The sequence below is a fragment of the Bradyrhizobium sp. 26S5 genome, assembly GCF_036923295.1.
In the GTDB taxonomy this organism is placed as follows: Bacteria; Pseudomonadota; Alphaproteobacteria; order Rhizobiales; family Xanthobacteraceae; genus Bradyrhizobium; species Bradyrhizobium septentrionale.
Map to the genome: position 1 here is coordinate 2,039,850 of NZ_CP145948.1, position 22,395 is coordinate 2,062,244.

Annotated in this window: 23 protein-coding genes and 1 pseudogene; 14 read left to right on the plus strand and 10 right to left on the minus strand. The window is 63.1% G+C overall.

Features of this window, described 5'->3' with window-relative positions; translation table 11 throughout:
- Positions 1 to 58: 58 nt before the first annotated feature.
- Positions 59 to 217 (minus strand): annotated as a pseudogene (locus V5279_RS09625) (FAD-binding oxidoreductase); the annotation flags it as partial.
- Positions 218 to 343: 126 nt separating this feature from the next.
- Between V5279_RS09625 and V5279_RS09630 the strand changes: the two are divergent.
- The 9 genes from V5279_RS09630 to V5279_RS09670 all read left to right on the plus strand — a co-directional run bounded on the left by V5279_RS09630 (position 344) and on the right by V5279_RS09670 (position 9,401).
- Entirely contained in the window at positions 344 to 1,315 is a 972-nt protein-coding gene (locus V5279_RS09630) for a helix-turn-helix domain-containing protein (protein WP_338696756.1), read from the plus strand.
- Positions 1,316 to 1,423: 108 nt separating this feature from the next.
- Positions 1,424 to 2,830 (plus strand): aldehyde dehydrogenase family protein, encoded by a 1,407-nt coding sequence (locus V5279_RS09635; RefSeq protein WP_338696758.1) that lies wholly within the window; start codon positions 1,424 to 1,426, stop codon positions 2,828 to 2,830.
- 40 nt (positions 2,831 to 2,870) lie between these two features.
- Positions 2,871 to 4,493, plus strand: coding sequence for a GMC family oxidoreductase (locus V5279_RS09640; protein WP_338696760.1), 1,623 nt, complete (start codon positions 2,871 to 2,873; stop codon positions 4,491 to 4,493).
- Positions 4,494 to 4,546: 53 nt separating this feature from the next.
- On the plus strand, positions 4,547 to 4,867 hold the full coding sequence (locus tag V5279_RS09645) for an EthD family reductase (protein WP_338696762.1): 321 nt from the start codon (positions 4,547 to 4,549) through the stop codon (positions 4,865 to 4,867).
- A 51-nt stretch (positions 4,868 to 4,918) separates the two neighbouring features.
- The gene (locus V5279_RS09650; RefSeq protein WP_414645912.1) at positions 4,919 to 6,067 is read left to right on the plus strand and encodes an ABC transporter substrate-binding protein; all 1,149 of its coding nucleotides are present in this window, start codon (positions 4,919 to 4,921) and stop codon (positions 6,065 to 6,067) included.
- A 42-nt stretch (positions 6,068 to 6,109) separates the two neighbouring features.
- The gene (locus tag V5279_RS09655; protein ID WP_338696764.1) at positions 6,110 to 6,982 is read left to right on the plus strand and encodes a branched-chain amino acid ABC transporter permease; all 873 of its coding nucleotides are present in this window, start codon (positions 6,110 to 6,112) and stop codon (positions 6,980 to 6,982) included.
- Positions 6,983 to 6,986: 4 nt separating this feature from the next.
- Positions 6,987 to 7,931 (plus strand): branched-chain amino acid ABC transporter permease, encoded by a 945-nt coding sequence (locus tag V5279_RS09660; RefSeq protein WP_338696766.1) that lies wholly within the window; start codon positions 6,987 to 6,989, stop codon positions 7,929 to 7,931.
- Positions 7,928 to 8,707: an ABC transporter ATP-binding protein gene (locus tag V5279_RS09665; RefSeq protein ID WP_338696768.1), complete on the plus strand. Its 780-nt coding sequence runs from the start codon at positions 7,928 to 7,930 to the stop codon at positions 8,705 to 8,707. The genes V5279_RS09660 and V5279_RS09665 overlap by 4 nt, the downstream gene beginning before the upstream one ends.
- Complete coding sequence (locus tag V5279_RS09670; RefSeq protein WP_338701092.1) at positions 8,700 to 9,401, plus strand: ABC transporter ATP-binding protein; 702 nt, start codon at positions 8,700 to 8,702, stop codon at positions 9,399 to 9,401. The genes V5279_RS09665 and V5279_RS09670 overlap by 8 nt, the downstream gene beginning before the upstream one ends.
- Before the next feature lie 569 nt (positions 9,402 to 9,970).
- Here the strand turns inward: V5279_RS09670 and V5279_RS09675 are convergent.
- The 7 genes from V5279_RS09675 to mdcA are packed head-to-tail and all read right to left on the minus strand — an operon-like array spanning position 9,971 to position 15,985.
- Entirely contained in the window at positions 9,971 to 10,891 is a 921-nt protein-coding gene (locus tag V5279_RS09675; protein WP_338696770.1) for an acyltransferase domain-containing protein, read from the minus strand.
- The gene (gene mdcB / locus V5279_RS09680) at positions 10,891 to 11,739 is read right to left on the minus strand and encodes a triphosphoribosyl-dephospho-CoA synthase MdcB (RefSeq protein WP_338696772.1); all 849 of its coding nucleotides are present in this window, start codon (positions 11,737 to 11,739) and stop codon (positions 10,891 to 10,893) included. The genes V5279_RS09675 and mdcB overlap by 1 nt, the downstream gene beginning before the upstream one ends.
- Positions 11,736 to 12,485: a malonate decarboxylase holo-[acyl-carrier-protein] synthase gene (gene mdcG / locus V5279_RS09685; RefSeq protein WP_338696774.1), complete on the minus strand. Its 750-nt coding sequence runs from the start codon at positions 12,483 to 12,485 to the stop codon at positions 11,736 to 11,738. Before mdcG ends, mdcB begins: the two co-directional genes overlap by 4 nt.
- Positions 12,376 to 13,113, minus strand: coding sequence for a biotin-independent malonate decarboxylase subunit gamma (gene mdcE, locus V5279_RS09690; RefSeq protein WP_338696776.1), 738 nt, complete (start codon positions 13,111 to 13,113; stop codon positions 12,376 to 12,378). The genes mdcG and mdcE overlap by 110 nt, the downstream gene beginning before the upstream one ends.
- The gene (locus tag V5279_RS09695; RefSeq protein WP_338696778.1) at positions 13,100 to 14,014 is read right to left on the minus strand and encodes a biotin-independent malonate decarboxylase subunit beta; all 915 of its coding nucleotides are present in this window, start codon (positions 14,012 to 14,014) and stop codon (positions 13,100 to 13,102) included. Before V5279_RS09695 ends, mdcE begins: the two co-directional genes overlap by 14 nt.
- A complete protein-coding gene (gene mdcC, locus V5279_RS09700; RefSeq protein ID WP_338696780.1) occupies positions 14,011 to 14,328 on the minus strand; it encodes a malonate decarboxylase acyl carrier protein in 318 nt (105 codons plus the stop codon). The genes V5279_RS09695 and mdcC overlap by 4 nt, the downstream gene beginning before the upstream one ends.
- Positions 14,329 to 14,338: 10 nt before the next feature.
- The gene (gene mdcA, locus V5279_RS09705; RefSeq protein WP_166303107.1) at positions 14,339 to 15,985 is read right to left on the minus strand and encodes a malonate decarboxylase subunit alpha; all 1,647 of its coding nucleotides are present in this window, start codon (positions 15,983 to 15,985) and stop codon (positions 14,339 to 14,341) included.
- Between the two features lie 193 nt (positions 15,986 to 16,178).
- On the opposite strand from mdcA, the gene madL reads away from it, so the two are divergent.
- The 3 genes from madL to V5279_RS09720 are packed head-to-tail and all read left to right on the plus strand — an operon-like array spanning position 16,179 to position 18,099.
- A complete protein-coding gene (gene madL, locus V5279_RS09710; RefSeq protein WP_166303109.1) occupies positions 16,179 to 16,619 on the plus strand; it encodes a malonate transporter subunit MadL in 441 nt (146 codons plus the stop codon).
- Positions 16,616 to 17,380, plus strand: coding sequence for a malonate transporter subunit MadM (madM, locus tag V5279_RS09715; RefSeq protein WP_338696784.1), 765 nt, complete (start codon positions 16,616 to 16,618; stop codon positions 17,378 to 17,380). The genes madL and madM overlap by 4 nt, the downstream gene beginning before the upstream one ends.
- Positions 17,381 to 17,382: 2 nt before the next feature.
- Positions 17,383 to 18,099, plus strand: a complete 717-nt coding sequence (locus tag V5279_RS09720; RefSeq protein WP_338696786.1) for a GntR family transcriptional regulator — start codon at positions 17,383 to 17,385, stop codon at positions 18,097 to 18,099.
- A 65-nt stretch (positions 18,100 to 18,164) separates the two neighbouring features.
- Here V5279_RS09720 and V5279_RS09725 read toward each other — a convergent pair whose 3' ends face one another.
- Positions 18,165 to 18,587 (minus strand): SseB family protein, encoded by a 423-nt coding sequence (locus V5279_RS09725; RefSeq protein WP_338696788.1) that lies wholly within the window; start codon positions 18,585 to 18,587, stop codon positions 18,165 to 18,167.
- 95 nt (positions 18,588 to 18,682) lie between these two features.
- Positions 18,683 to 20,560, minus strand: coding sequence for a sigma-54-dependent Fis family transcriptional regulator (locus V5279_RS09730; protein ID WP_338696790.1), 1,878 nt, complete (start codon positions 20,558 to 20,560; stop codon positions 18,683 to 18,685).
- Between the two features lie 338 nt (positions 20,561 to 20,898).
- On the opposite strand from V5279_RS09730, the gene V5279_RS09735 reads away from it, so the two are divergent.
- Together V5279_RS09735 and V5279_RS09740 are read left to right on the plus strand one after the other, a co-directional pair.
- The gene (locus V5279_RS09735) at positions 20,899 to 21,942 is read left to right on the plus strand and encodes an NAD(P)-dependent alcohol dehydrogenase (RefSeq protein WP_338696792.1); all 1,044 of its coding nucleotides are present in this window, start codon (positions 20,899 to 20,901) and stop codon (positions 21,940 to 21,942) included.
- A 57-nt stretch (positions 21,943 to 21,999) separates the two neighbouring features.
- Positions 22,000 to 22,371: a hypothetical protein gene (locus V5279_RS09740; protein WP_338696794.1), complete on the plus strand. Its 372-nt coding sequence runs from the start codon at positions 22,000 to 22,002 to the stop codon at positions 22,369 to 22,371.
- The last annotated feature ends 24 nt before the right edge of the window (positions 22,372 to 22,395 follow it).

Below are 22,395 nucleotides of genomic sequence, written 5' to 3' on the forward strand. Positions count from 1 at the left end.
CGGGCGGTCCAAGCGATTTCGCGGGACGAGTGCCTTGATCCAGAACTCTGGCACAGGGCTGGTTCAAGTCGTAACCGGTGTTGTCCTTGTCCAGACCGCGCAGCGAGGAAAGTATCGTGCCGTCGGCCAGGACCGTTTCCAAGCCTGCCAGTTGGGACCGGAACATCCCATACCGCAATACGCGAATGCCGCCGGCGTTGGTTGCGATGTTGCCGCCGGGGCAGCCCACATCTTGCTGCTATGCAGCGGTCGATTTCATTTCAAAGATTGGCGTCATTCCCATACTCTGAATGGAAATTGACCGAGAAATCCAGGCCGCGAAGACGGCTGGCAGGGGGAGATCATGCACCCGGTTGAATTTCGGCCCTGGATTCCGCCGGCGTGGTCGAAAATGGCTTTTGAGGATTGGTCCGGCCGCGTCAGGAACGTGTGCGGACGTTACGAGCCGCGCCGTACGGCGGGGCAGACCGAGGTGACGGGCGACGTGCAATTGTACGACGCGGGCGGGCTCGAAATTGCCCACATAGCCATGAATATCGTTGCTGTGGATCGCACCGCGCGCGATATCAGGCTCGACTACGGCGAAAATCTCTTTCTGATCTTCCAGCTCGAGGGGACCTGCGGGATCGAGCAAAGCGATAGCCGCTCCATCCTCAATCCCGGCGATTGTGCTCTTGTCGATTCCTCCCGGCCATCCATGTTTTGGCTTGGGGGGAATTTTTCAAATCACCTGTCCGTGCACCTTCCTCGTCAGATGTTGCTTGGGACGGGGCCTGAACGGTCGCAGATTGCCGCCGTTCTCTGCAGTTCTGACCCGATGTCGGCTGTGCTGCGTGGTCTGGTCGCCAAGATCGGCGCGAGGCCGGAGAGCCGAAGCAAGGCAGCGAGTCTGCGGCAGCTTCTTTTCGACGCCGTTCGCCAGGCCTTCATCTCGGACGAAGAAACTGAGATCCCCGTCGCGGAGGAGGGCGAGGCGAGGTTGGAACGGGCCTTGTTGATCATAGACCGGCATCTCACCGATGATCGGCTGACGCCGCGCTGGCTGGCCAACCGCCTCGGCATATCGCTCCGGACGCTCCAGCGGGAGTTCGGCGAGCTGGATCACAGCGTCACGACCTATATCCGTCATCGCCGTCTGTGCCTCGCCCGGGACCGCTTGCGAAGATCGGGTCTCGAAGGCGATGCAATGCGGATCAGCGAGATCGCGCTCGATTGCGGCTTCAGCGATATCTCCTATTTCAACCGCTGCTTTCGCGAGGCGTTCGATTGCAGGCCAGGCGACCTGCGAGCCCCAGACCAGGGGGATGACGTCTGAGTCCAAGCAAAGTGACGTCTGCCCCCAAGACGGAGTGCGGCCGGCACCAAATACTGGGCGCAACAACAATGATCCTGACTGCTCAGGCGATCATGAGGAAGCGCACGGATGAGGACTTTCCCCCTTTTCATTGGAGGCCGCCCGGTCGAGAGTGCCGCGCACCGCGACGTGATCAATCCGGCGACCGACGCGCCCATGGGACGGATGCCGGTCGCAACCGCGGCCGATCTCGACCTGGCGGTGGAGGCCGCTGGTGCGGCCTTTCGCAGCTGGAGTGCCCGTCAAGACGCGGAGCGCGCAAAGGCCGTTCAGGCTTGCGCCCGAGCGATCGAGGCCCATTCCGAGGAATTGGCTCAGCTACTCACGCTCGAGCAAGGAAAGCCGCTTAACGGGCTTGGCTCCCGGTTCGAGATCGGGGGCGCGGTCGCGTGGACAGACGCGACGGCGCAACTAAGTCTGCCGCCGGAACTCGTGGAGGACGGACCACAAGGGCGGGTCGAAATTCACCGCAAACCGATCGGGGTCGTAGGGTCGATCACCCCTTGGAATTGGCCCGTGATGATCGCTTGCTGGCACATCATGCCGGCAATCCGCGCTGGCAACACTGTTGTCATCAAGCCTTCGCCGCTCACGCCGCTATCCACCATCCGCATGGTGGAAATTCTCGGCGGCGTACTGCCGCGCGGCGTCGTGAACGTTGTCACTGGCGAAGATTCGCTGGGCGGACTCATGTCGGCCCATAGTGGTATCGGCAAGATCACCTTCACCGGCTCGACCCAGACGGGGCGCAAAGTCATGGCGGGTGCCGCCGAAACGCTCAAGCGCCTCACGCTCGAGCTCGGAGGGAACGATGCCGGCATCGTCCTGCCTGATTGCGATCCGAAGAAGATCGCCGAAGGCCTGTTCTGGGGTGGCTTCATCAATTCGGGGCAGACTTGTGCCGCCCTCAAGCGCCTCTATGTCCACGACAGCATATATGAGTCAGTGTGCGCCGAACTTTCGGCTTTCGCCGCCGGCATTCCGGTCGGAAACGGTCTAGAGGAGGGCTCGATCCTGGGCCCCGTGCAAAACGCTCGCCAGCGCGACATCGTGGCTTCCTGTGTGGACGACGCCGTCGCCAAGGGCGGACGGCTGCTGCTCGGTGGACGGCCCGGGAGTGGCGCCGGATACTTCTATCCAACCACGCTGGTGGCCGATGTCGGGCACGGCTGTTCGCTCGTCGACCGCGAGCAATTCGGCCCGGCTTTGCCGATCATCCGCTATTCCAGCATTGAAGAGGCGGTCGCGATGGCAAACGACTCGCCGATGGGGCTGGGAGGTTCTGTCTGGAGTTCGGACATCCATCGCGCCAAGGAGGTCGCATCCCACCTCGAGACCGGCTCAGTCTGGATAAACCGTCATGGCGCGATCCAGCCGAACGCGCCTTTCGGCGGCGTCAAGCAGTCTGGCATCGGCGTCGAGTTCGGCCAGGAGGGATTGAAGGAGTTTACGACGATCCAGACGATGTTCTGCTGAACACGCACTGTGATTTTCCCTGGATCGAGGACAAAGGGCGATGGACGATCTGGACTACATCATTGTGGGTGCCGGTTCGGCCGGCGCCGTTCTGGCCAACCGGCTCACGGAAGATCCCTCTACGCGCGTGTTGCTGCTTGAAGCAGGCGGGCGGGACCGTCATCCGCTGCAGCTCATGCCGATCGCTTTCCTCAAGGTGGTGGCAGATCGGGCCTCGAACTGGAATTTCGAAAGCGAGCCGGAGCCGGGACTGAATGGCCGCCGCTTGCCCATTCCGCGCGGCAAGACGCTTGGCGGGACGTCGTCCGTCAACGCGCAAATCTGCATTCGCGGGCATCGCCGCGATTACGACCGCTGGAGCGAGGAGGGACTGACCGGCTGGAGTTACGGGGAGGTGCTGCCGTATTTTCGCCGGCTGGAGAACAGTTGGCGAGGCGAGTCGACGTATCATGGCGTCGGAGGCCCGATTTCGGTGTCTCCGATGGACTATCCGGACATGCTGTTCGAGCCGCTGGTCAAGGCTGCCGCTGCTTCCGGCATTGCGCTGAGCGACGATGCCAATGGTGCGTGGCAAGAGGGCATCAGCCGGATGGAGGCGACGGTCGGCTCCGGCAAGCGGTCGAGCACAGCCCGCGGCTACCTTTATCCCGCCATGGATCGGCCCAATCTCGTCATCGAGACCGGCGCCTTGGTGAGCCGTGTCATCGTCGAAAAGGGGCGCGCCACCGGCGTCGAATATCGTCGCGGCGGCGAGACGTTTCGAAAATATGCGGCCCGTGAAGTCATTCTTGCCGGCGGGGCATACAATTCACCGCAACTCTTGATGCTGTCCGGGATCGGGCCTGCTGACCATCTTCGCTCGGTCGGCATAGACCCGGTTCTCGATCTGCCCGGCGTGGGCGAGAACCTCGGCGAACATCCCAACATCCTCAACATCTACAAGGCGCGCGGCAAACCGGGTTTGACGAAATTCCTGCGCATGGATTGGGCGACGGCGCTGACGGCGCGCTGGTTCTTGCGGCATGACGGCATTTTTGCGTCCAATGGTGCGGCCGCGAACGTGTTCCTCCGCACCAAGGAGGGACTGGATCGCCCAGACGTCCAGTTCATCTGTATGACGGTCAGCAATACCGCCGAACTTTGGTTCCCCGCCCTGACGGCTCCGCCGGTCTACTGTTTCTCGGTGCGTGTTGGCGCCCTTCATCCCAAATCGCGCGGCCGCGTCTCGCTACGATCGGCGGATCCAGCCGACAGTCCGCGCATCTTCAACAATTTTTACGACGATCCCGAAGACATGGCGACGATGGTGCGCGGCATCCGCGCCTGCCGAGCGCTCTACGCTCAGCGGCCGATCGCCGACATGGTCGAACGCGAGCTCTATCCCGGCTCCCAGGCCCAGAGCGACCAGGACATCGCAGAGGCGATCCGGCGCGAAGGAGGGCATCGCTCGCATCCAGTCGGCACCTGCCGAATGGGCACCGATCGGTTGGCCGTCGTCGATCCCGAACTGCGGGTTCACGGCATCGATGGTCTGCGGGTCGTCGATGCGTCGGTCATGCCGGAATTGCCGGGCGGCAACACCAATGTGCCGACCATCATGATCGGCGAAAAAGCTTCGGATATGATCCGGGGCCGCAAGCTAGCGCCGGCAACGGACGTGTAGTTCGATTTGTGGTGAACCGCGCATCAGCATTCGGACGAGGAGAAGGGACAGAAATGCGCAAGATCGTCGTGCTTTATGGCCAACCGAAAGATCCGGATCACTTCCGGTCCTATTACGAACAGAAACATCTTCCATTGGCCGCCAAACTGCCCGGCCTCAGAGCCAGCCGGCACAGCTTCGATATTGCCGCGCCCGAGGGGCCAGCGCCCTTCTTCTGCATGTGGGAGGGCGAGTTCGACAGCGGCGAGGCTTTGGCCGCCGCAATGGGTTCGGACATCGGCCAACGGGTAGCGGCCGATACGGCGAACTATGCGACCGGTGGACTGACCCTTTTTCATTGCGGACCGGTCGAAGGCAAAAAGGCCCACGGATAAGCGAGCGAACGAACTCGAACACAAATCGGTTGGGAGGAGAGGATGCGCGTGATGAGATTCACCAGGATACTGGCCTGCACTGCGGCAATGCTCGGTTTGACTGCCCAGGCACAGGCCACCGATCCGATCCGCATCGGCGTGGTGCTGACGACGACCGGAGGAGCGTCCTACCTCGGCGAACCGGAAGCCAGGACGTTGAAGATCTATGTCGATCAGATCAACGCCGCGGGCGGAGTGCTTGGCCGCAAGATCGAGACGATCGTCTATGACGATGGCGGAGATGCCAACAAGGCCCGCACGTTTGCGACCCGTCTTGTCGAGCAAGACGGCGTCAAGCTCGTCATCGGCGGCTCCACGACCGGCACGACGATGGCGATGCTCCCCATTTTCGAGGAATCCGAGACGTTGTTCATGTCCCTGGCTGGCGGCGTGAGCATCATCGAACCTCCCCGCAAATGGGTGTTCAAGACGCCGCATACGGACCGCATGGGCTGCGAAAAGATCTTCGCAGATCTGAAAGCGCGAAAGCTGACGCGTATCGCCTTGATCGCCGGCACCGACGGGTTCGGCGCGTCGATGCGAACCCAGTGTATTCAGGTGGCGCCGAACTATGGCGTGGAGATTGCCGTCGATCTCTCCTACGGCGCCCAGGACACCGACATGACACCGCAATTGACCACGGTGAAGGGAACGAACGGCATTCAGGCCATCGTCAATACCGGCGCCTCGGGTCAAGGACCCGCGATCCTGACCCGAAACTATGGGCAGCTCGGCATGCAGAGCATTCCTCTGTATCAGAATCCCGGAGTGGCCTCGAAGAGTTTCATCAAGCTATCCGGTCCAGCCGCGGAGGGCGTACGCCTGCCGGCTGCCGCTCTGCTCATCGCGGACAAGCTTCCCGACAGCGATCCGCAGAAGAATGTGGTGCTCAACTATCAGCACACCTACGAAACGGCGACCAAGGATTCGGTCTCGACTTTCGGGGGCGGCGCATATGATGGTCTGATGTTGGTCGTCGATGCGATCAAGCGCGCCAACAGCGCTGATCCCGCCCGCATCCGTGATGCGCTGGAAAACACCAAGGGCTTCATCGGAACGGCAGGCATCGTCAACATGGGTCCAAAGGATCATCTCGGCTTGACGCTGAATGCCTTCCACATGCTGGTGATCAAGGATGGTGACTGGCAGATCGTCGATTAGACGATCTTCCAGATGTGGCGATGCACGGGGGCCGGAACAGGCATGAGCACTTTTCTTCAATTGCTGTTTTCCGGCTTGACGGTCGGAGCCATCTACGGCGTGGTCGCGCTCGGGTTCACGCTCATCTATGCGGCATCCGACATCATCAATTTCGCCCAGGGCGAGTTCGTCATGATCGGCGGCCTTGGCACGATCTTCCTGATCGCCCTCGGTCTGCCGCCCATCATTGCCGCCTTGGTGGCGATACTGCTTGCCGTCGTCGCCAGCGTGCTCCTGCACCGCCTGGCGCTGCAGCCGGCGAGAGGCGCGTCGCCTGTCACGCTCATCATCATCACGATGGGCGCATCGCTGCTTCTTCGCGGCCTCGCCGAACTGATCTTCGACAAGCAGTTTCATGGTCTCCCGAGCATCAGTGGCGATAACCCCATTGCGGTGTTGGGCGCCACCATACTGCCCCAGAGCCTTTGGGTTCTGGGCGGCGCCGTGGCGATGTTCGGCGCCTTGTGGCTGTTCCTCAGCCGCACCATGGTTGGCAAGGGGATGCTTGCCACCGCATCCAACTCCCTCGCGGCAAAACTCGTCGGTATCGACACCGACGTCACACTGGGCCTCGCCTTTGGGCTGTCAGCTGCGATCGGTGCCATCGCGGGTATCCTGATCGCCCCGATCACGCTGATGCGTTATGATATTGGTGCCATTCTGTCTCTCAAGGGCTTCGCGGCCGTCATGCTGGGGGGCATCGGCAATCCGATCGGCGCCGTCTTCGGCGGCCTGATGCTCGGCTTGCTGGAATCCTTCACCGCCGGGTTGGTCAGTTCGGTCTACAAGGACGCCGTGGCCTTCATCGCACTGATACTGGTTCTGCTGGTCCGGCCACAGGGCCTGATGGGCAAGCGTACGATCGAGCGGGTGTGACCACATGCGCCACCTGCTTGAGTCCCGCTACGCGAGCTTGTTGTTCCTGGCCGTGATCGTTTGCGGGCTGCCGCTGATCCTGCATCCCGGGTATCAGATCCGTGTCGCAGCTCTGATCTGGATCTCGGGCATCGCCGCGGTCGGATTGCACGTTCTGATGGGACAGGCCGGCCAGGTCAGCCTCGGACAGACGGGGTTCATGGGGATCGGCGCTTACTCGGTCGGTCTCCTGCCCGCTCTTTTGGGCATCCCCTCGCTCGCCGCGGCCGCGATTGGCGTCGTCGCCGCGGGCCTTATCGCCTATCTCGTCGGCAGGCCGCTGCTGCGCCTGCAAGGACATTACCTGGCCGTCGCCACGCTTGGCTTCGGTCTCATCGTGGCGCTGGTCCTGACCTCGGAAGTGCAACTGACCGGTGGACCCGACGGTTTGCGGGTGCCGCGCCTCACCATTCTGTCGACGCGCATCGTCAGTCCAGCGAACTGGTACTGGATCGGCGGCGTCGGCCTTTTGATCGCCGTGGCGCTTGCGATCCACCTCCGCGAAAGTCCCACCGGACGTGCACTTCGTGCGCTGCAGGACAGCGAGACGGCAGCGCGGACCTTGGGCATCGACGTCGCCGCACGGAAGCTCCAGGCCTTCATCATCGCGGCAATCTATGCCGCGACCGCGGGGAGCATGTTGGCCCTGATGAACGGCTTCATCACGCCGGACGTCGCCAGTTTCTTCAGCTCGGTGGAATACGTCGCCATGGTCGTTATCGGCGGCATCGCATCTCCCATCGGCGCGGTGGTGGGCGCGACCTTCTTGACGGTCCTGCCTCAGGTTCTCGCCGGCTTCAGCGAGTACGAGGACCTGCTGATCGGATTACTCATCATGTTGTTCATGATCTTCCTGCGAGACGGAATCGTTCCGTCCCTCGCCGCGATCGTCGCGAGGAGGCGGTCATGAGCATCCTGACGGTCGCTGGCATCAGCATCCGGTTTGGCGGTCTGACGGCCTTGCAGGATGTCGGCTTCGCGCTGAACCCCGGTGACGTTCTGTCCATCATCGGTCCGAACGGCGCAGGCAAGACAACGCTCTTCAACATCGTCAGCGGTCTCTACACGCCGAGCAGCGGCAGCATTCACCTCGACGGCAAGGACATCACCAACAATTCCCCCGAACGCCTCGCAAGGCTGGGGATGTCGCGCACGTTTCAGAACCTGCAGATCTTCTTCAGGATGACGGCCCTGGAGAATGTCATGACGGGGCGGAACAGATGGGAAAAGACGGGGGTCTGGGGGGATCTGTTCGCGATGCCCGGCACCTGGCGGCAAAATGCCGAAAGCCGGCGCGTCTCGCTTGCGCTGCTGGAGCGGGTGGGATTGTCGGGCCAGGCCGATACGCTCGCCGGAAACATGTCGTACGGTGCGCTGAAGCGGCTCGAGATCGCGCGCGCGTTGGCGACAAAGCCTCGCGTGCTGCTGCTCGACGAGCCGGCCGCCGGCTGCAACGCCGTCGAAACGGCCGAGATCGACGAGCTGATCCAGCAGGTCGCCCGGTCTGGCGTCGCCGTCGTTCTGGTCGAGCACGACATGCGTCTGGTCATGAAGATTTCCTCCCATATTCTCGTGCTCGCTCAAGGCCGCACCCTGGCGGAAGGTCGGCCGGAATTCATTCGCTCGCATCCGGAGGTGATTGCAGCGTATCTGGGTGCCGCAGCAGCCGGAGCTGGCCGTGCTTGAAGTCGACAATCTGAGCGTCTCCTATGGACGCATCCGGGCTCTGAAGGGCGTCAGCCTGCGGGTCGAGCGGGGGACGGTGGTCTCGCTGATCGGCGCAAACGGCGCTGGCAAGACCACCTTGCTGCGCGCGATTTCCGGCGTGCTGCCGATCGAGCAAGGTTCAATCCGATTTGAAGGAAAGCCGATCGAGAGACTGAAATCGCACCGCCGTGTCGCGATGGGCATCGCTCATTCCCCGGAGGGGCGCCAGATATTCAGATCGCTCTCGGTGGAGGACAACTTACGTCTCGGCGCTTACAGGCGGAATAGCGGTGCCATCGAAAAGGCAATTCTCGACATTTACGAAACCTTTCCGATCCTTCGGGAACGACGCGAGCAGATGGCGGGCAACCTGTCCGGAGGTCAGCAGCAGATGCTGGCGATCGGGCGTGCGCTTTTGTCCGCGCCCAAGTTGTTGCTGCTGGACGAGCCTTCTCTGGGCCTTGCGCCCCTGATCGTGGAACAGATCTTCGCGGTGTTGGACAGGCTCAAAAGCGCCGGCATTACCGTTCTGCTGGTGGAACAGAATGCGTCTCTCGCTCTGGCCCATTCCGACTACGGCTATGTCCTCGAAACCGGGCATGTTGTTCATGCTGCCGGGGCCGAGCAGTTGCGGGAGGACCCAAAAGTTCAGGAGGCCTATCTGGGCATTTGATCCGCTGGCGCGCCACTCAGGCATCCCATCTGACCGGCATCGACACCGGACCGCGGAACACCCAACCTCGAATGACGGGAGCATCGTCTTCCCGCAGCCGAAGATTTGGCAGACGATCGAATAGCATCGGTAGCGCTATCTTGCCGACCAGATGCCGCGACACCCAGGCACCCGCGCAAAAGTGCGGACCTGCGCCAAAACCCAGATGCGACTGCTTGGGCCGCGAAATGTCGAACAGGTCAGGCTCGGCGAAACGCCGTTCGTCGCGGTTGGCTGCTCCGACGCAGAGTCAGTTTTAGGACGGTCGCGCTCGGCCGTTGCGGCGTGCTCTTCAAGTTGGCGACTTGCCAGAGCTTGGGACGCACGGATAGGCGGACGATCGGAGGAAATATCGCAGATTTGCGTCGTATGGGGAAAGGCGGTAGCGGTCTCCCGCTACCACCTTTCTCCACACACCCGTTGCCCGGTTGGGGTAAGCGGCTTTGCCGAGCAGGGCATTTTGGGCGGCCGCTTCTGCGGCCTCTGCGTCGCCTGCTGTGACACTCCGCGTCTAAAGTCATGCGTACCGGCTACCTGGAAGCAACCCAGCTTCGCAAGCCGTCGACCGTGTGAAATCCGTCCGTGGCGTAGCACCGAATGGATGGCAGGAAGGCCTGCGCCATCTCTGCAAGCGCATGTCCTGGGCCGAGGTCCAGCACCCTGGTGACTCCCAGCTCCGCGAGGGCTTCCAAGGTCGCTTCCCAGTCGATGGGGCACGCGACCTGGCCTGCGAGCTTCACTGTTGCACTCCCTGCAGAGAAGATGCGCTCGCCGTCGCCCCCGGAAAGCAGGATCAGCCCGCTTGCGACGGGGGCGCGTCTGCTGCCGTCGAGCGCCTGTTGCAGCGGCGCGCAGGCCTGCGCGAGGTGTGACGTGTGCGATGCGATTTTCACGGCGAGAAGGCCGGTGCGCGCGGCGCCCTGTCTTGTCGCTTCCCGGCAGAGCTCGATGACGTCCCGCTCTGCGCCTCCGATCACGAACAGGAGGTCGGGGTTCTTGATCGCGATCTCGCAGCGGTGGTGTTCCAGCAGACGTTCGAGCGCGGCCCGGTCGAGCCCGCGGACGTAGCCGAGGCGGCCATCTGGTCCGGCCGCGCGGTCCATCTGGCGCGCGCGAACATCTGTCAGTCGGAGGGCTTCGTCGGCTGTCCATATTCCGGCGATGCTCCAGGCCGCCATCTCACCGACGCTGTAACCTGTGACGGCAGTGTGTTCAGGCAGCAGGTCGGCAATGCAGGCGTGGATCGCGAGCACCGACGTGACGGTCAGGATCTGGCTGACACGGTTGGTGGACAATACGTCCACGCTTTGTGTCCTGACGAGCTGTCGCGGATCCTCGCCGAGACAGGTGGTTGCTGCGTCGAAAACCGGCTTCGCGGCGGGCTGCTCCGCGACCAGATCGAAGATCTTGTCCGAGAGGGTGCCTTGTCCGCCGCAGAGCAGTGCAAGCATCAGCGTTCCAGTCGATCGACGAAGAGGGCCATGGCCAGCAGGTCCGCCGAGCCGCCCGGGCTCAGATTGCGCGCCACGAACGCGTGATGAATGTCGACCGCTCGTCTCCGCCAGCCGGCAGATCCGATGCCTCCTGCCGCCAGAAATGCGGATGCGCTGGCCTGCGCGAAGCGCAATCCTTGCGGCCCGCCCCGATGCAACAGATTGGTGTCGGTGACGTCGGCGATGAGCGTCATGCATGTCTGAATGCGCACCGCTTCCTCATCATGAGGAACGAGCTTCCGCGCCGCATGCAGCGCGGGAAGGGCGATGTCATACACCGACGGAAAGCCATGGGCGGCTTCCGCCCTGGCGCCGCCGGCGCCGTAGCGCCGCGAGGCGACGGCGCCATGGCTGCGCAGGGATATGGGACCTGAAAGGACGTCTTTGTCCCAGCGCCGCGACACCAGGTCGCCGAGGGATTTGTGGATGCCGAGCGCGCTGCGATATCCGGCCGCGGCGCAGAGCAGGCCTAATCCGAAGATCGCGCCGCGATGCGTGTTGACACCGCGGGTTGCAGCGAGCATGGCGCGCTCCGCCGCAACTCCGATCGCGCGCAACCGGTTCATGCCGGCGCCCTCGGCGCCTGCGGCTGCCAGATCGCTGAAGAACGGCTTCAGGGTTTCGGCGCTGCGGCACAGGAGCTCGGCGTCCATGTCGCCATGCGCGCCATTGTCGACATGGCTGACCAACCCCGGCTTGGGATAGGTCTCGACTTCGAGCTTCAGGCAAGACGATGCCAGATGGCCGAGCTGCTCCGCATCAAGCGCGGATTCCGGCCGCGATTGCCATTTGAGTGCAACGTTCATGACACGTGACCTGCGAGAAAGGCTGCCCGCGTCGTGCTGGTGACCCCGGTCGGGCCTTTCACAAGCACTTCGTCCTCGTCAGCGCCGGTCAGTTCGCGCCATTGAACCCCTCCTGCCGGACCGACGATCTCACCGTCCAGCCGCATCGGCGCCCGCTGTGCAATCCGGGCGATGTCGGACGGCAGAGTATCTCCTCGCCTGGCTGCCGACAGCGGCCAGAGCAGATCAAGGTCCGAACTGTTCGAAAGATAGCGAAGGCCGGTGAGATGCTGCCAGGCCAGGCTGCCAAAGGTGCGGGTCTCCGGCAAAAGCTGGATAAGCTCGTCGATCGTCTCGCCCCAAGCTGCGGGCGCCGTCGCGGCGGCGTCGGCCAGCAATGGGGGCGGGGCGGATGCGACGATATCGGCCGCGGCGAGTGAGATCGCAATGCGCCGTTTGCCGTGGCTCGGCGGCAGTGGCAGACCGAGCGGAATCATGCCGGCAGTATCGCTGCAAGCCGGCCGGCGAACGATGAGGGGACGGCCGGCGTGCACCCAGCCTGCGACGATCGGCTCGCTGGCGAGTTCGGGATAACGGCTCATCACGGCGGTCCATCCGGACGCCGAGGCCTTCACCATACTGTGGCGCGCGAGAGCTTCAACCATCTTGCGATCCCCGATGTAAGGCTGCCGCGACGGCAACGCGTTCAGCCAGTTCGGCCGCTTTCCGCCGTCCGCCGCGTTCGGCGCCGAGCCGGCCGCGATCATCCTGTCCTTGCGGCCGTCGCAGCACGGCCGCAAGCTGCGGCGCCAAAGGCGCATTTTCGTCCCAGACGACGTGAATGCCGCCGGTCTGCACCATGTTCTCGAGGCCCGGAGCGAACACCGGTGTCGCTTCCGCCTTGGCCTTGAGCACATCGATCGGAAGTTTGGTGACCCGCGCCATCGACGGCAGATCCATCACCGCGGGATGCGCGCCGGGCAGCGCGACCAGCGTGCCGGCGGCAAGCGCCGTCGCGATGAACGCTCCGGCCGCGCTGCCGCCGTAGAGCAGGGCGACGGTGCGGTGGCCTTCCGCTTCCGCCAGCAGCAAGGCTTTGGCGAGATGCGACAGGTATTCGCTGAGGCCGAGCAATTCGTCGCGTCGGCTCATGCGCTGGCTTGAGGAATCCACCAGGAACAGGATCGGAGCCCGATCGCCTGATCTGACGATCTCGATCACGCGTCCAGCGAGCATAATCGCCTCGTCCACGCCGAGCGGCTGTCCCTGCGTGATGCCGAGCACGTGGACCGGCCCTGCACCGGGAAGGACCGCCTTTCCCGCGATCGTCGCGGCGGTGACGTCGATATCGCTGCCGCTGGGGAACAGGCTCGTCAGAATGTCATCGAGCACCATCGGCGTTCTCCCTGTTGTTTGCCGCGCGAAGGAACGCGTCGGTCGAAAGCGATGGGATATCGGCCGGTTGACCGACGCCCAGCGCCTGCCAGATCTCGACGGCATCCTTGGACGCGCCGAAACGCTGCAGGCGTCGCTCCAGGCGCTTCTGCTCGGCTTCGAGAACCGCTACGCCGCAATCGCCCCTGATCGTGAGTGCATCGATCGCCGCCTGTCGAAACGCCAGCGCCTCGTCGTCAACGAACGTGTCGGCGCCGCCAATGAGGTAGCGGTGCTTGCCTCCCATCGTGCGCCAGACGAGGGCCCGATCGCGTGAGTCGAATTCCTCGACGCCCTTGTTGGTCTCGATCACCTCGGGGCCGCTGACGCTGATCCGCCCCTGCTCGGAGACGACGAGGCGCGAGCAGCTGCCGGCGATCAGGCTGCCGCCGCCATAGCATCCGGCGCGTCCGCCGATCAGTCCGATCACGTTGACGCCGGCGCGCCGCGCCTCGACCACCGCGCGGATGATTTCCGAGATCGCGAGCTCGCCGGCGTTGGCCTCCTGAAGACGAACACCGCCGGTGTCGAACAGGATCAGCACATCCTGGTTCAGTGTGCGTGCCGCGCGCAGCAGGCCGGTGAGCTTGGCGCCGTGGACCTCACCGAAGGCGCCGCCCATGAAGCGACCTTCCTGCGCTGCGACGAGCACGGGCGATCCTTCCAGTCGGCCGCGTCCGACGACGATGCCGTCGTCGAACTGCTCCGGCAGGTCGAAGATCGCCAGATGCGGGCTCATCTCGCGCTGCTCGGGACCGATGAATTCGGCAAAGCTGCCGGCATCGACCAGCGCTTCTATGCGCTGCCGGGCGCTCGCCTCGTACCAGCTCAGCGAAACCGTATTGGCTGTGGCCGCGGTCATCGTTCCGGCTCCTCGATCTTGCGGATGCCTTGCGCGAGGCGCAGCGCGACCGTGTCGGGCCGGGCTCCGCCGTCATTGATCGAGATACGCAAGCCACCGGCAGGGCGGCGGGCGACGAAGTCGCGCACGACGGCGTCCCACACCGCACTGAAGCCGTGGGCCGCGGTCGCGATGTCGATCACGCAGGTGTCGGCCGGCGAAGCGCGTTCCAGCAGAACCTCGAGGTTGCCGGAGGCGACGACGCCGACGATCGCCTGGATGCGGGTGCCGCCGGCCCGTGTCGGGGCAGATAGTCTGAAGCTGAGCGTTTCCATTCAAAACTCCTCACCAGTTCCGGAAGCGGCTGGGCGGACGGTAGAGGCCGCCGGAAGCCAGCATGAGATCCTTGATCGAGCGGGCCGCCAGCAGGCGCCGGTCGGCGTCGAGCGGATCGATGCCGAGATCTTCAGGGCGCCTGATCACGCCGCGCTGCCTGAGCTGCTCTACGAGCTTCGCATCACGCGCCCGGCCGACGTCGGTGTAGCCGGCAACGCCGCGGATGGCCTGCTCGCGCTCGTCCTTGTTGCGGCACATCAGGAGGTTGGCGATGCCTTCCTCGGTAACGATGTGCGTCACGTCGTCGGAGTAGACCATCACCGGCGCCAGATCGAGATCGAGTTTGCGCGCCAGTTCAAGCGCATCCAGTTGCTCGACGAAGAGCGGGACATTGCGGTCACCAAAGGTCTCTCCAATCTGCACCACGAGCTTGCGGCCGCGGCGCAGCGCGGGGGAGGAGTCGGGCGCAGCCTCGGCGCCCGCCTTGAGCCAGGGTTCGCTCGGGTGGCGGCGGCCGCGAGGGTCGGAGCCCATGTTGGGCGCGCCGCCGAAGCCTGCGATGCGGCTGGTCGTCACCGTCGAGCTGTGGCCTTCGAGGTCGATTTGAAGCGTCGATCCGATGAACATGTCGCAGGCATAGAGGCCTGCCGTCTGGCAGAAGGCACGGTTGGAGCGCAGCGATCCGTCGGGCCCGGTGAAGAAGATATCGGAGCGCGCGGCGACGTAATCCTCCATGCCGACTTCCGATCCGAAGCAATGGATCTGCTCGACCCATCCGGCTTCGATCGCCGGAATCATCGTGGGATGCGGATTGAGCGCGAAGTGGGTGCAAACCTTGCCCTTGAGGCCGAGCTTCTCGCCATAGGTCGGCAGCAACAACTCGATCGCGGCGGTATTGAAGCCGATTCCGTGATTGAGCCGGCGCACGCCGTAGGGCGCGTAGATTCCCTTGATGGCCAGCATCGCCGTCAGGATCTGGGTTTCAGTGATGGCTGCCGGGTCGCGGGTGAAGAGCGGCTCGACGTAGAACGGTCGGCCAGCTTCGACCACGAAATGCACGAGGTCGCCGGGGATGTCGACGCGCGGGACCTTGTCGACGATCTCGGTGACCTGCGCCACGACGAGACCGTTCTTATAGCTGGTCGCCTCGACCACCGTCGGTGTGTCTTCGGTGTTCGGCCCCGTATAGAGATTGCCGTCCTTGTCGGCGCTTACCGCCGCGATCAAAGCGACGTTCGGCGTCAGATCGATGAAGTAGCGGGCGAACAGCTCGAGATAGGTATGCACGGCGCCGAGTTCGATCTTGCCCCCGAAAAGCATCCGCGCGATGCGGGCCGACTGCGGGCCTGAATAGGAAAAGTCGAGCCGCCGCGCGATGCCCTTTTCGAAGATGTCGAGGTGCGCGGGCAGGACCACGCCCGATTGCACCATGTGCAGGTCGCGGACATCCTGGGGATCGAGGTTCGCGAGCGCCGAGGCGAGGATGTCGGCCTGCTTCTGATTGTCGCCCTCCAGGCACACCCGATCGCCTGACCGGATCACCGCCTTCAGAAACGCAGGCAGGCTCGGGATCGGGACAATCTTGCCCTTTGCGTGCCGTTGACCGGCCGCCAGGCGCTCTCCGAGGGCGGCCTTTTGCATACCCCAGTCGCTCATCTCGCCTCCTTGGCATGCGGGATTGGCTTCAATGGACACTAATGTATGCGTATTGCATTGGATTGTCAATTAGTGTATACACATATTCATAAGCGATGGATATTCGCATACATAGGAGGGAATTTAAGATGCGAATGCATACAAGGCGTCCAAGCCAGGGGCATCGCGCCTCATTCTCTGAGGGGAGGCGCCCGTGACCATTTCCGGCGTTGCACTGCTCGCGATTTGCACCCTGCTCGGAGGCCTGTTGGGAGACCTGCTCGGCGTTGCCCTCGGCGTTAAGGCCAATGTCGGCGGCGTCGGCATTGCGATGATGTTCCTGATCGCGGCCCGGCTCTGGCTGGTGCGGCGCGGCCTGCTCAGCCATGGGCTTAAGACCGGCGTCGAGTTCTGGGGCAGCTTCTACATTCCGATCGTGGTCGCGATGGCGGCGCAGCAAAACGTGGTCGCTGCTGCAAAAGGCGGTCCGATCGTCGTCATTGCGGGGATCGGGGCGGTCGCGGTGTGTTTCGCGATGGTGGCCCTGATCGGTCGGTTCAGCGGTCGTGTCGAGACGATGGACGAGATCGAGGCGCGAGAGGCTGAAGTGCTCGCCGCGCCAGTGCCTCAGTTCAAGTCCGGGAGGATCGGATGAACATGACGTCTCACGTTCTCACCGCGAATTCGCTGGTGACCGCGTTCGCCGCTGTCGGAATCCTGATGTGGGTATCCGGAGCAATCTCGAAATATCTCACCTTCGGGCGCATTCACGGCTCGGCGATCGCGATCATGCTGGGTCTCGTGCTGGCCTTTTTCGGAGGCATCTCCACCGGCGGTGAGAAGGGTGTGGCCGACCTGCCGGCGCTCGCCGGGATCGGCCTGATGGGAGGCGCGATGCTCCGGGACTTTGCCATCGTCGCCACCGCCTTCGAGGTCGATGTCGTTCATGCGCGCAAGGCCGGCGTGATCGGCGCGATTGCACTCGGACTGGGAACCGTCGTTCCGTTCATTCTGGGCGTTGTCGTCGCCGCGGCGTTTGGCTACACCGACGCCGAATCATTGACGACGATCGGTGCCGGCGCGGTCACCTATATCGTGGGGCCGGTCACGGGGGCGGCGATCGGCGCATCCTCACCGGTCATTGCGCTCTCGATCGCGACCGGTGTATTCAAGGCAGTGATCGTGATGATCGGTACGCCCTTCGTGGCGAAGATGATCGGCCTCGACAATCCGCGCAGCGCAATGGTGTTCGGCGGCTTGATGGGAACGGTCAGCGGCGTTTCGGGAGGGCTTGCGGCAACCGATCGGCGTCTGGTCCCGTATGGCGCGTTGACTGCGACATTTCATACCGGCTTGGGGTGTCTGGTTGCCCCCTCGGTCCTGTATTTCGCAGTGCGCGCGATCACGGGTAACTGAAAATGGTGAGTTTCTTGAACATCGTAGCCGAAGCGGAAGACGATGGTGGTCTGCTTTCCGACCGCATCCGAAACGCGCTCACAGACGAAATAGCATCCGGCGCGCTCGTCGCCGGGGCGGCGTTGGAAGAACAGCAGCTTGCCGATCGCTTTGGGGCTTCCCGGACTCCGGTTCGGGAGGCTCTCCGGCAGCTCGCCGTCAGCGGGTTGGTGGAGGTCCGTGGGCGTCGTGGGGTCGTCGTTGCACGCATGACACCCGAGCGCATCATGGACATGTTCGAGACCAGCGCCGAGGTGGAGGCGATGTGCGTCAGGCTTGCGACCTTTCGCATGACGCCGCTCGAGCGCAGTCACCTGATCGAGCTCCACGACGGATCGCGTGCGATGGTCGAGGCGAACGACGTTGATGCCTATGATGCCTTCAACCGGCAATTCCACGAATGCATCTACCGGGCGACGCACAACTCGTTCCTTGCGGAGCAAGCGCAAGATGTCCGCGCCCGTCTCAGCGCCTTCCGTCGAACCCAATTGCGCCAGGGCGATCGTATCCGGCGGTCTCGCGAGGAGCATGAGGCCATCATGCAGGCGATCGCGGAGGGCGATGGCGATTCAGCATCGCGCAGGATGCGTGCGCACATGCTGAACGCGGCCGCGGCGCTCAGGCGCTACATCGATGATCGCCTCAGGCCCGTTGATCGGCCTGAGCCCGACAACGTCTGACAAGTCCGGCTGTGAACCGCAGTTGATGCAAACCGGATGGGCGCAATGTTGCAGGAGCACCGCGACTATCGCGCGGACTTCATCGCCATGCCAAAGATCTTGCCACTCATGAGGAGAGCGATTTCGGTGGCGGGCAGCGGCTTCTGACATTCGGACAACGGATTGAGCCAGAAATTAGAGTCAGGCAACATTTCGAACAGATTGCGCGCAGCGGCGCCAAGGCACACCTCAGGCTCCTTTATATAGTCGTAGATGCGCTTCCTTGAGGTGAAGGTGGGGTGCCATCTCATGTTCTGGAAATCGACCGTTGCGACGTTGATCTCTTCCTGAAATTTGAGCGAGCGACGGCGTCCAGGCTTCATCGGCGCTTCCGGCGTCAGAATGTAAATCTCCGTCTCGAGCAAGGCGCGATAGAATGCGGGAACGATGCTGGCGTCCCTTGCGGCGGCCTGCATCAGGGCTTCGAGACTGTTTTCCGGTTCGAACATGGCGACACTCCCAATTGAACCCGGCGAGGGGCTGGACTTCAGCGCCTCCAGTTACAGCCGGATCGAGTCGTCGCGGCGCCTTCGCCGCGATCGTGCTAGTCCTTGTTGCCGCGCAGGGCGCGATAGATCGTATTGCGCGACACGCCAAGGCGACGCGCGGTCTTGCTGATGTTGTTGCCGGTTTCGGTGTACGCGGTCAGCACATGCGAACGCTGAATCTCATGCAGATTGGCCTTGAGCCCACCGCCCACCGCCTTGCCGGTCAGGCGCTCGCCGCCTGAATGCGCAAGTACGGACTCGACCGATGTCTCGTCGATCAGATCTCCCGGCTCCGTCAGCGACAATCGGGAAAGCACGTTGCGCAGTTCGCGGATGTTTCCATCCCAATCGAGTTCGGCCAAACGATCGATCGCCCCTTCGGTCAAATCCATCAAGGGATCGATCTTGTGGATCAAATGCCGCGCGATCTCGGCGAAATCGGAACGCTCGCGCAAAGGCGGCAACGTCACCTCCAGCGTGTTGAGGCGAAACAGCAAATCCGATCGGAATCGGCCCTTCGCAATCGAGTCGTCGAGATTGGCATTGGTGGCAGACACCAGGAGGACGTCGACCTGACGTTTGGTGCCGCCGACCGGCCGGACAGTCCAATCGTCCAGAAAGCGCAGCAGCACGGCCTGCAGCGTCACCGGCATGTCGCCGATCTCGTCGAGGAAGAGCGTTCCTCCGTCCGCTTCCTTGAACAGTCCCGCAGCCCCGCCTTTCTTGGCTCCCGTGAAAGCGCCTTCGGCATAGCCGAACAACTCCGCCTCGATCAGGCTGTCGGGGAGCGCTGCGCAATTCACCGGGACGAAAGCGCCGGTCCGTCCACTGGCGGCATGAGCATGGCGGGCGAGTTGCTCCTTGCCGGTGCCGGTTTCGCCACGGATCAGGATCGGCATCTTGCGGACCGCAGCGACCCCCACCCGTTGGACAACGGAAGCGATCGCCGGATCGGCGGAGACGAACTGGGTGGGGACGTCCTTGGGCGTCGGCGGCCGGGGCCGCGAGATGGCCTGCATCATCGAGAACTGGCGTGCGTTCTCGATTGTTGCGACGAACTGGCTACCGACCTCGTCCTCGAGGCGCTGGCGTTCCTTGCGCCGGCCTTCATCGACAAAGGCGCTGAATTTCGTACGAAAGACGTCGGCGAAGCGGCGACCCGGCGAGGCTGGCAGGCCATGCAGCAGGACGCTTGCGGCCCTGTTGGCTGCAAGGATCCTGCCCTCGTTATCGACGGCCAGCAGGCCCGCGCTCAACGTATGCAGATACTCGCCGCGGTTATGGAAAGCGATCAGGATGTTTCCGCGGTGATGTTCGCGGAATAGACCATTCTCGATCTGGGTTGCGGCCATCGCGACGAGCGCCTGGGTATGCGCCTGCCTCGACATGCAATCCGATGACGCGTCCAGTATTCCGGCCAGTTCGCCATCGGGCGCGAAGATCGGCGCCGCGATGCAAGTAAGATTGTTGTAGCGCGAGAAAAAGTGCTCGCCCCCGTGAACGACGATGGCCCGCTTGAGATACGCGGCGGTGCCGAGGCCGTTGGTGCCGCAAATGGCTTCGGTCCAGATGGTGCCGGGCCGAATGCTCGCGGCGTTCGAGGCATCACTGAAGCTCGAGTCCGAGATAATGTCGAGCAGCAGGCCGTCGGCATTTGCAAAGGCGATCATGAAATTGGAGCCGGCAATCTGCTGATGCAGCGTATGCATCTCCGCGAGCGCGAGACCGCGAATCAGTGAACAGCGCTGCTGCTCCTGGCGCAGAACCGCGGTGCTCACGAACTCGGGCGATGGAGGGCGCAATGTATCGAGACCAAGCGAAATGCAGCGCATCCAGCTGTCGTAGATGTCGGCTGACAGAAGCTCTGCCGGCGGCGCGCCGCGGTGATCGAGCGTCATCCAAGCATTGTCCATGCGTCGGCTGGCGGTCAGCATCCTAGCTCCTCCCGGAGTCGCTGCTTGGCGAATTCCTCTTGGTTGTAGCCCGGTTCGGGTCGTTCTCGCGCGTGGCGCGGTTCTCGCGATCATAGATCAAACAACTGAAAATCCAAATTTCTGCTCCCGCGCTGTTGCGGCCGCCAAACTGTTCCGTCTCGGAACAGTCGCGCGCAAAGTCTGCTCCGAGGCGGATCGGCGCGAGCACTTCAGCGATGGCAAGAACAATAGAAAGATCAGGCCGTTGTGCGCTTGGCACAGCCCTTGCTCAACTGTTTAGCGGGATGGCGATCGCGTCAGATCGACAGAATAAAAAATTTTGCCGGGGAGGCTGTTCAATGAAAGCGGCGGTGCTTCATGAGTTCGATGAGAAGCTGACGGCGAAGGAGTTCGTCAAATTCCAGGACGTGACTGACCCGAAGATCTCGCGCCCGATGGACGTGATCGTGCGCATCGGCGGTGCCGGTGTCTGTCGCACCGATCTGCACATCGTTGAAGGCATTTGGCGCAGCAAGGTCGACGTCAAGCTTCCATACATCATGGGCCACGAGAACGCCGGCTGGGTCGAAGCGATTGGCCCGGGTGTCGAAGGGGTCAAGGCTGGCGACAGCGTGATTTGCCATCCGCTGGTGACCAGCGGGCATTGTCTCGCATGCCGGCGAGGCGACGACATGCATGCGCTGGACAGCTCGTTTCCCGGCATCAATGCCAATGGCGGCTATGCGCAGTATCTGCTGACGGGGCAACGCTCGCTGATCAAGCTGCCGAAGTCGCTCGCACCGAAGGATGTTGCCCCCTACACCGATGCCGGGCTGACGGCTTATCGCGCCGCGAAGAAGGCATCCCGCCATCTGTTGCCCGGCGAATACGTCGCGGTGATCGGCGCCGGTGGGCTGGGTCATATCGGCATCCAGGTTCTCGCAGCGCTCTGCGCGGCAGAAATCATCGTGGTCGATCGCGCCGAACAGTCTCTCGAGCTCGCCAAGAAGTGCGGTGCGCATCATGTCGTGAAGGCAGACGGCAATGAAGTCGAGGCCGTACTGGCGCTGACCGGCGGGCGCGGCGCGGAGGCAGTGATCGATTTTGTCGGCGAGGGTGACGCTATCGCCAAGGGCCTGTCGATGACGGCGAACGGCGGCTACTACTACATCGTCGGGTATGGCGGGAAGATCGATATCCCGACCATCGACATGATCACGTCGGAAAAGACCATCGTCGGCAACCTGGTCGGCACATATGCCGAGCTGGTCGAGTTGATGGCACTCGCGGATCGCGGCCTCGTCGAACTCCACACCAGGGAATACAGGCTGAGCGAGGCCAATGACGCGCTTCATGATCTGCATCATGGGCGCATTCACGGCCGTGCGGTCCTGATCCCGTAGGGCATGTACCGCGACATGCGAAGCATCGGACCAGATCATCGAACGAGAGTGGCGCGAGTGACAAAGGACAGCCGACGCCAGCCGCCGATCACCGTCGAGGAAGCTGCTGAATTGCAGCGCGCCCGCGATCGGATGATCGCTCGGGACAGGCTGATCGACGAGATGGTCGATAACGACGAGATGCAGATCAAGAATGAGCATGCGCGCGGCGGAGCCGAAATCGAACTTGCCTGCGCCGTGCGTGGCGCGGCGCGCGCCGAGCCCGGAAGCGACGCGCATGCCGAACTGGAGCGCGCGATCGCGCGCCTGGAGATGCTCCGGGAGGAGCAACGACGCCTGGTGGCCGAGCGTGAATGGCTCAACACGTCCCTGCGTGAGATCGACAGCAGTCCTTCGTCCGGCGACCACCAACGTTCGGGGCACGCATGATGAGCAGGAACAACGCAACCATGA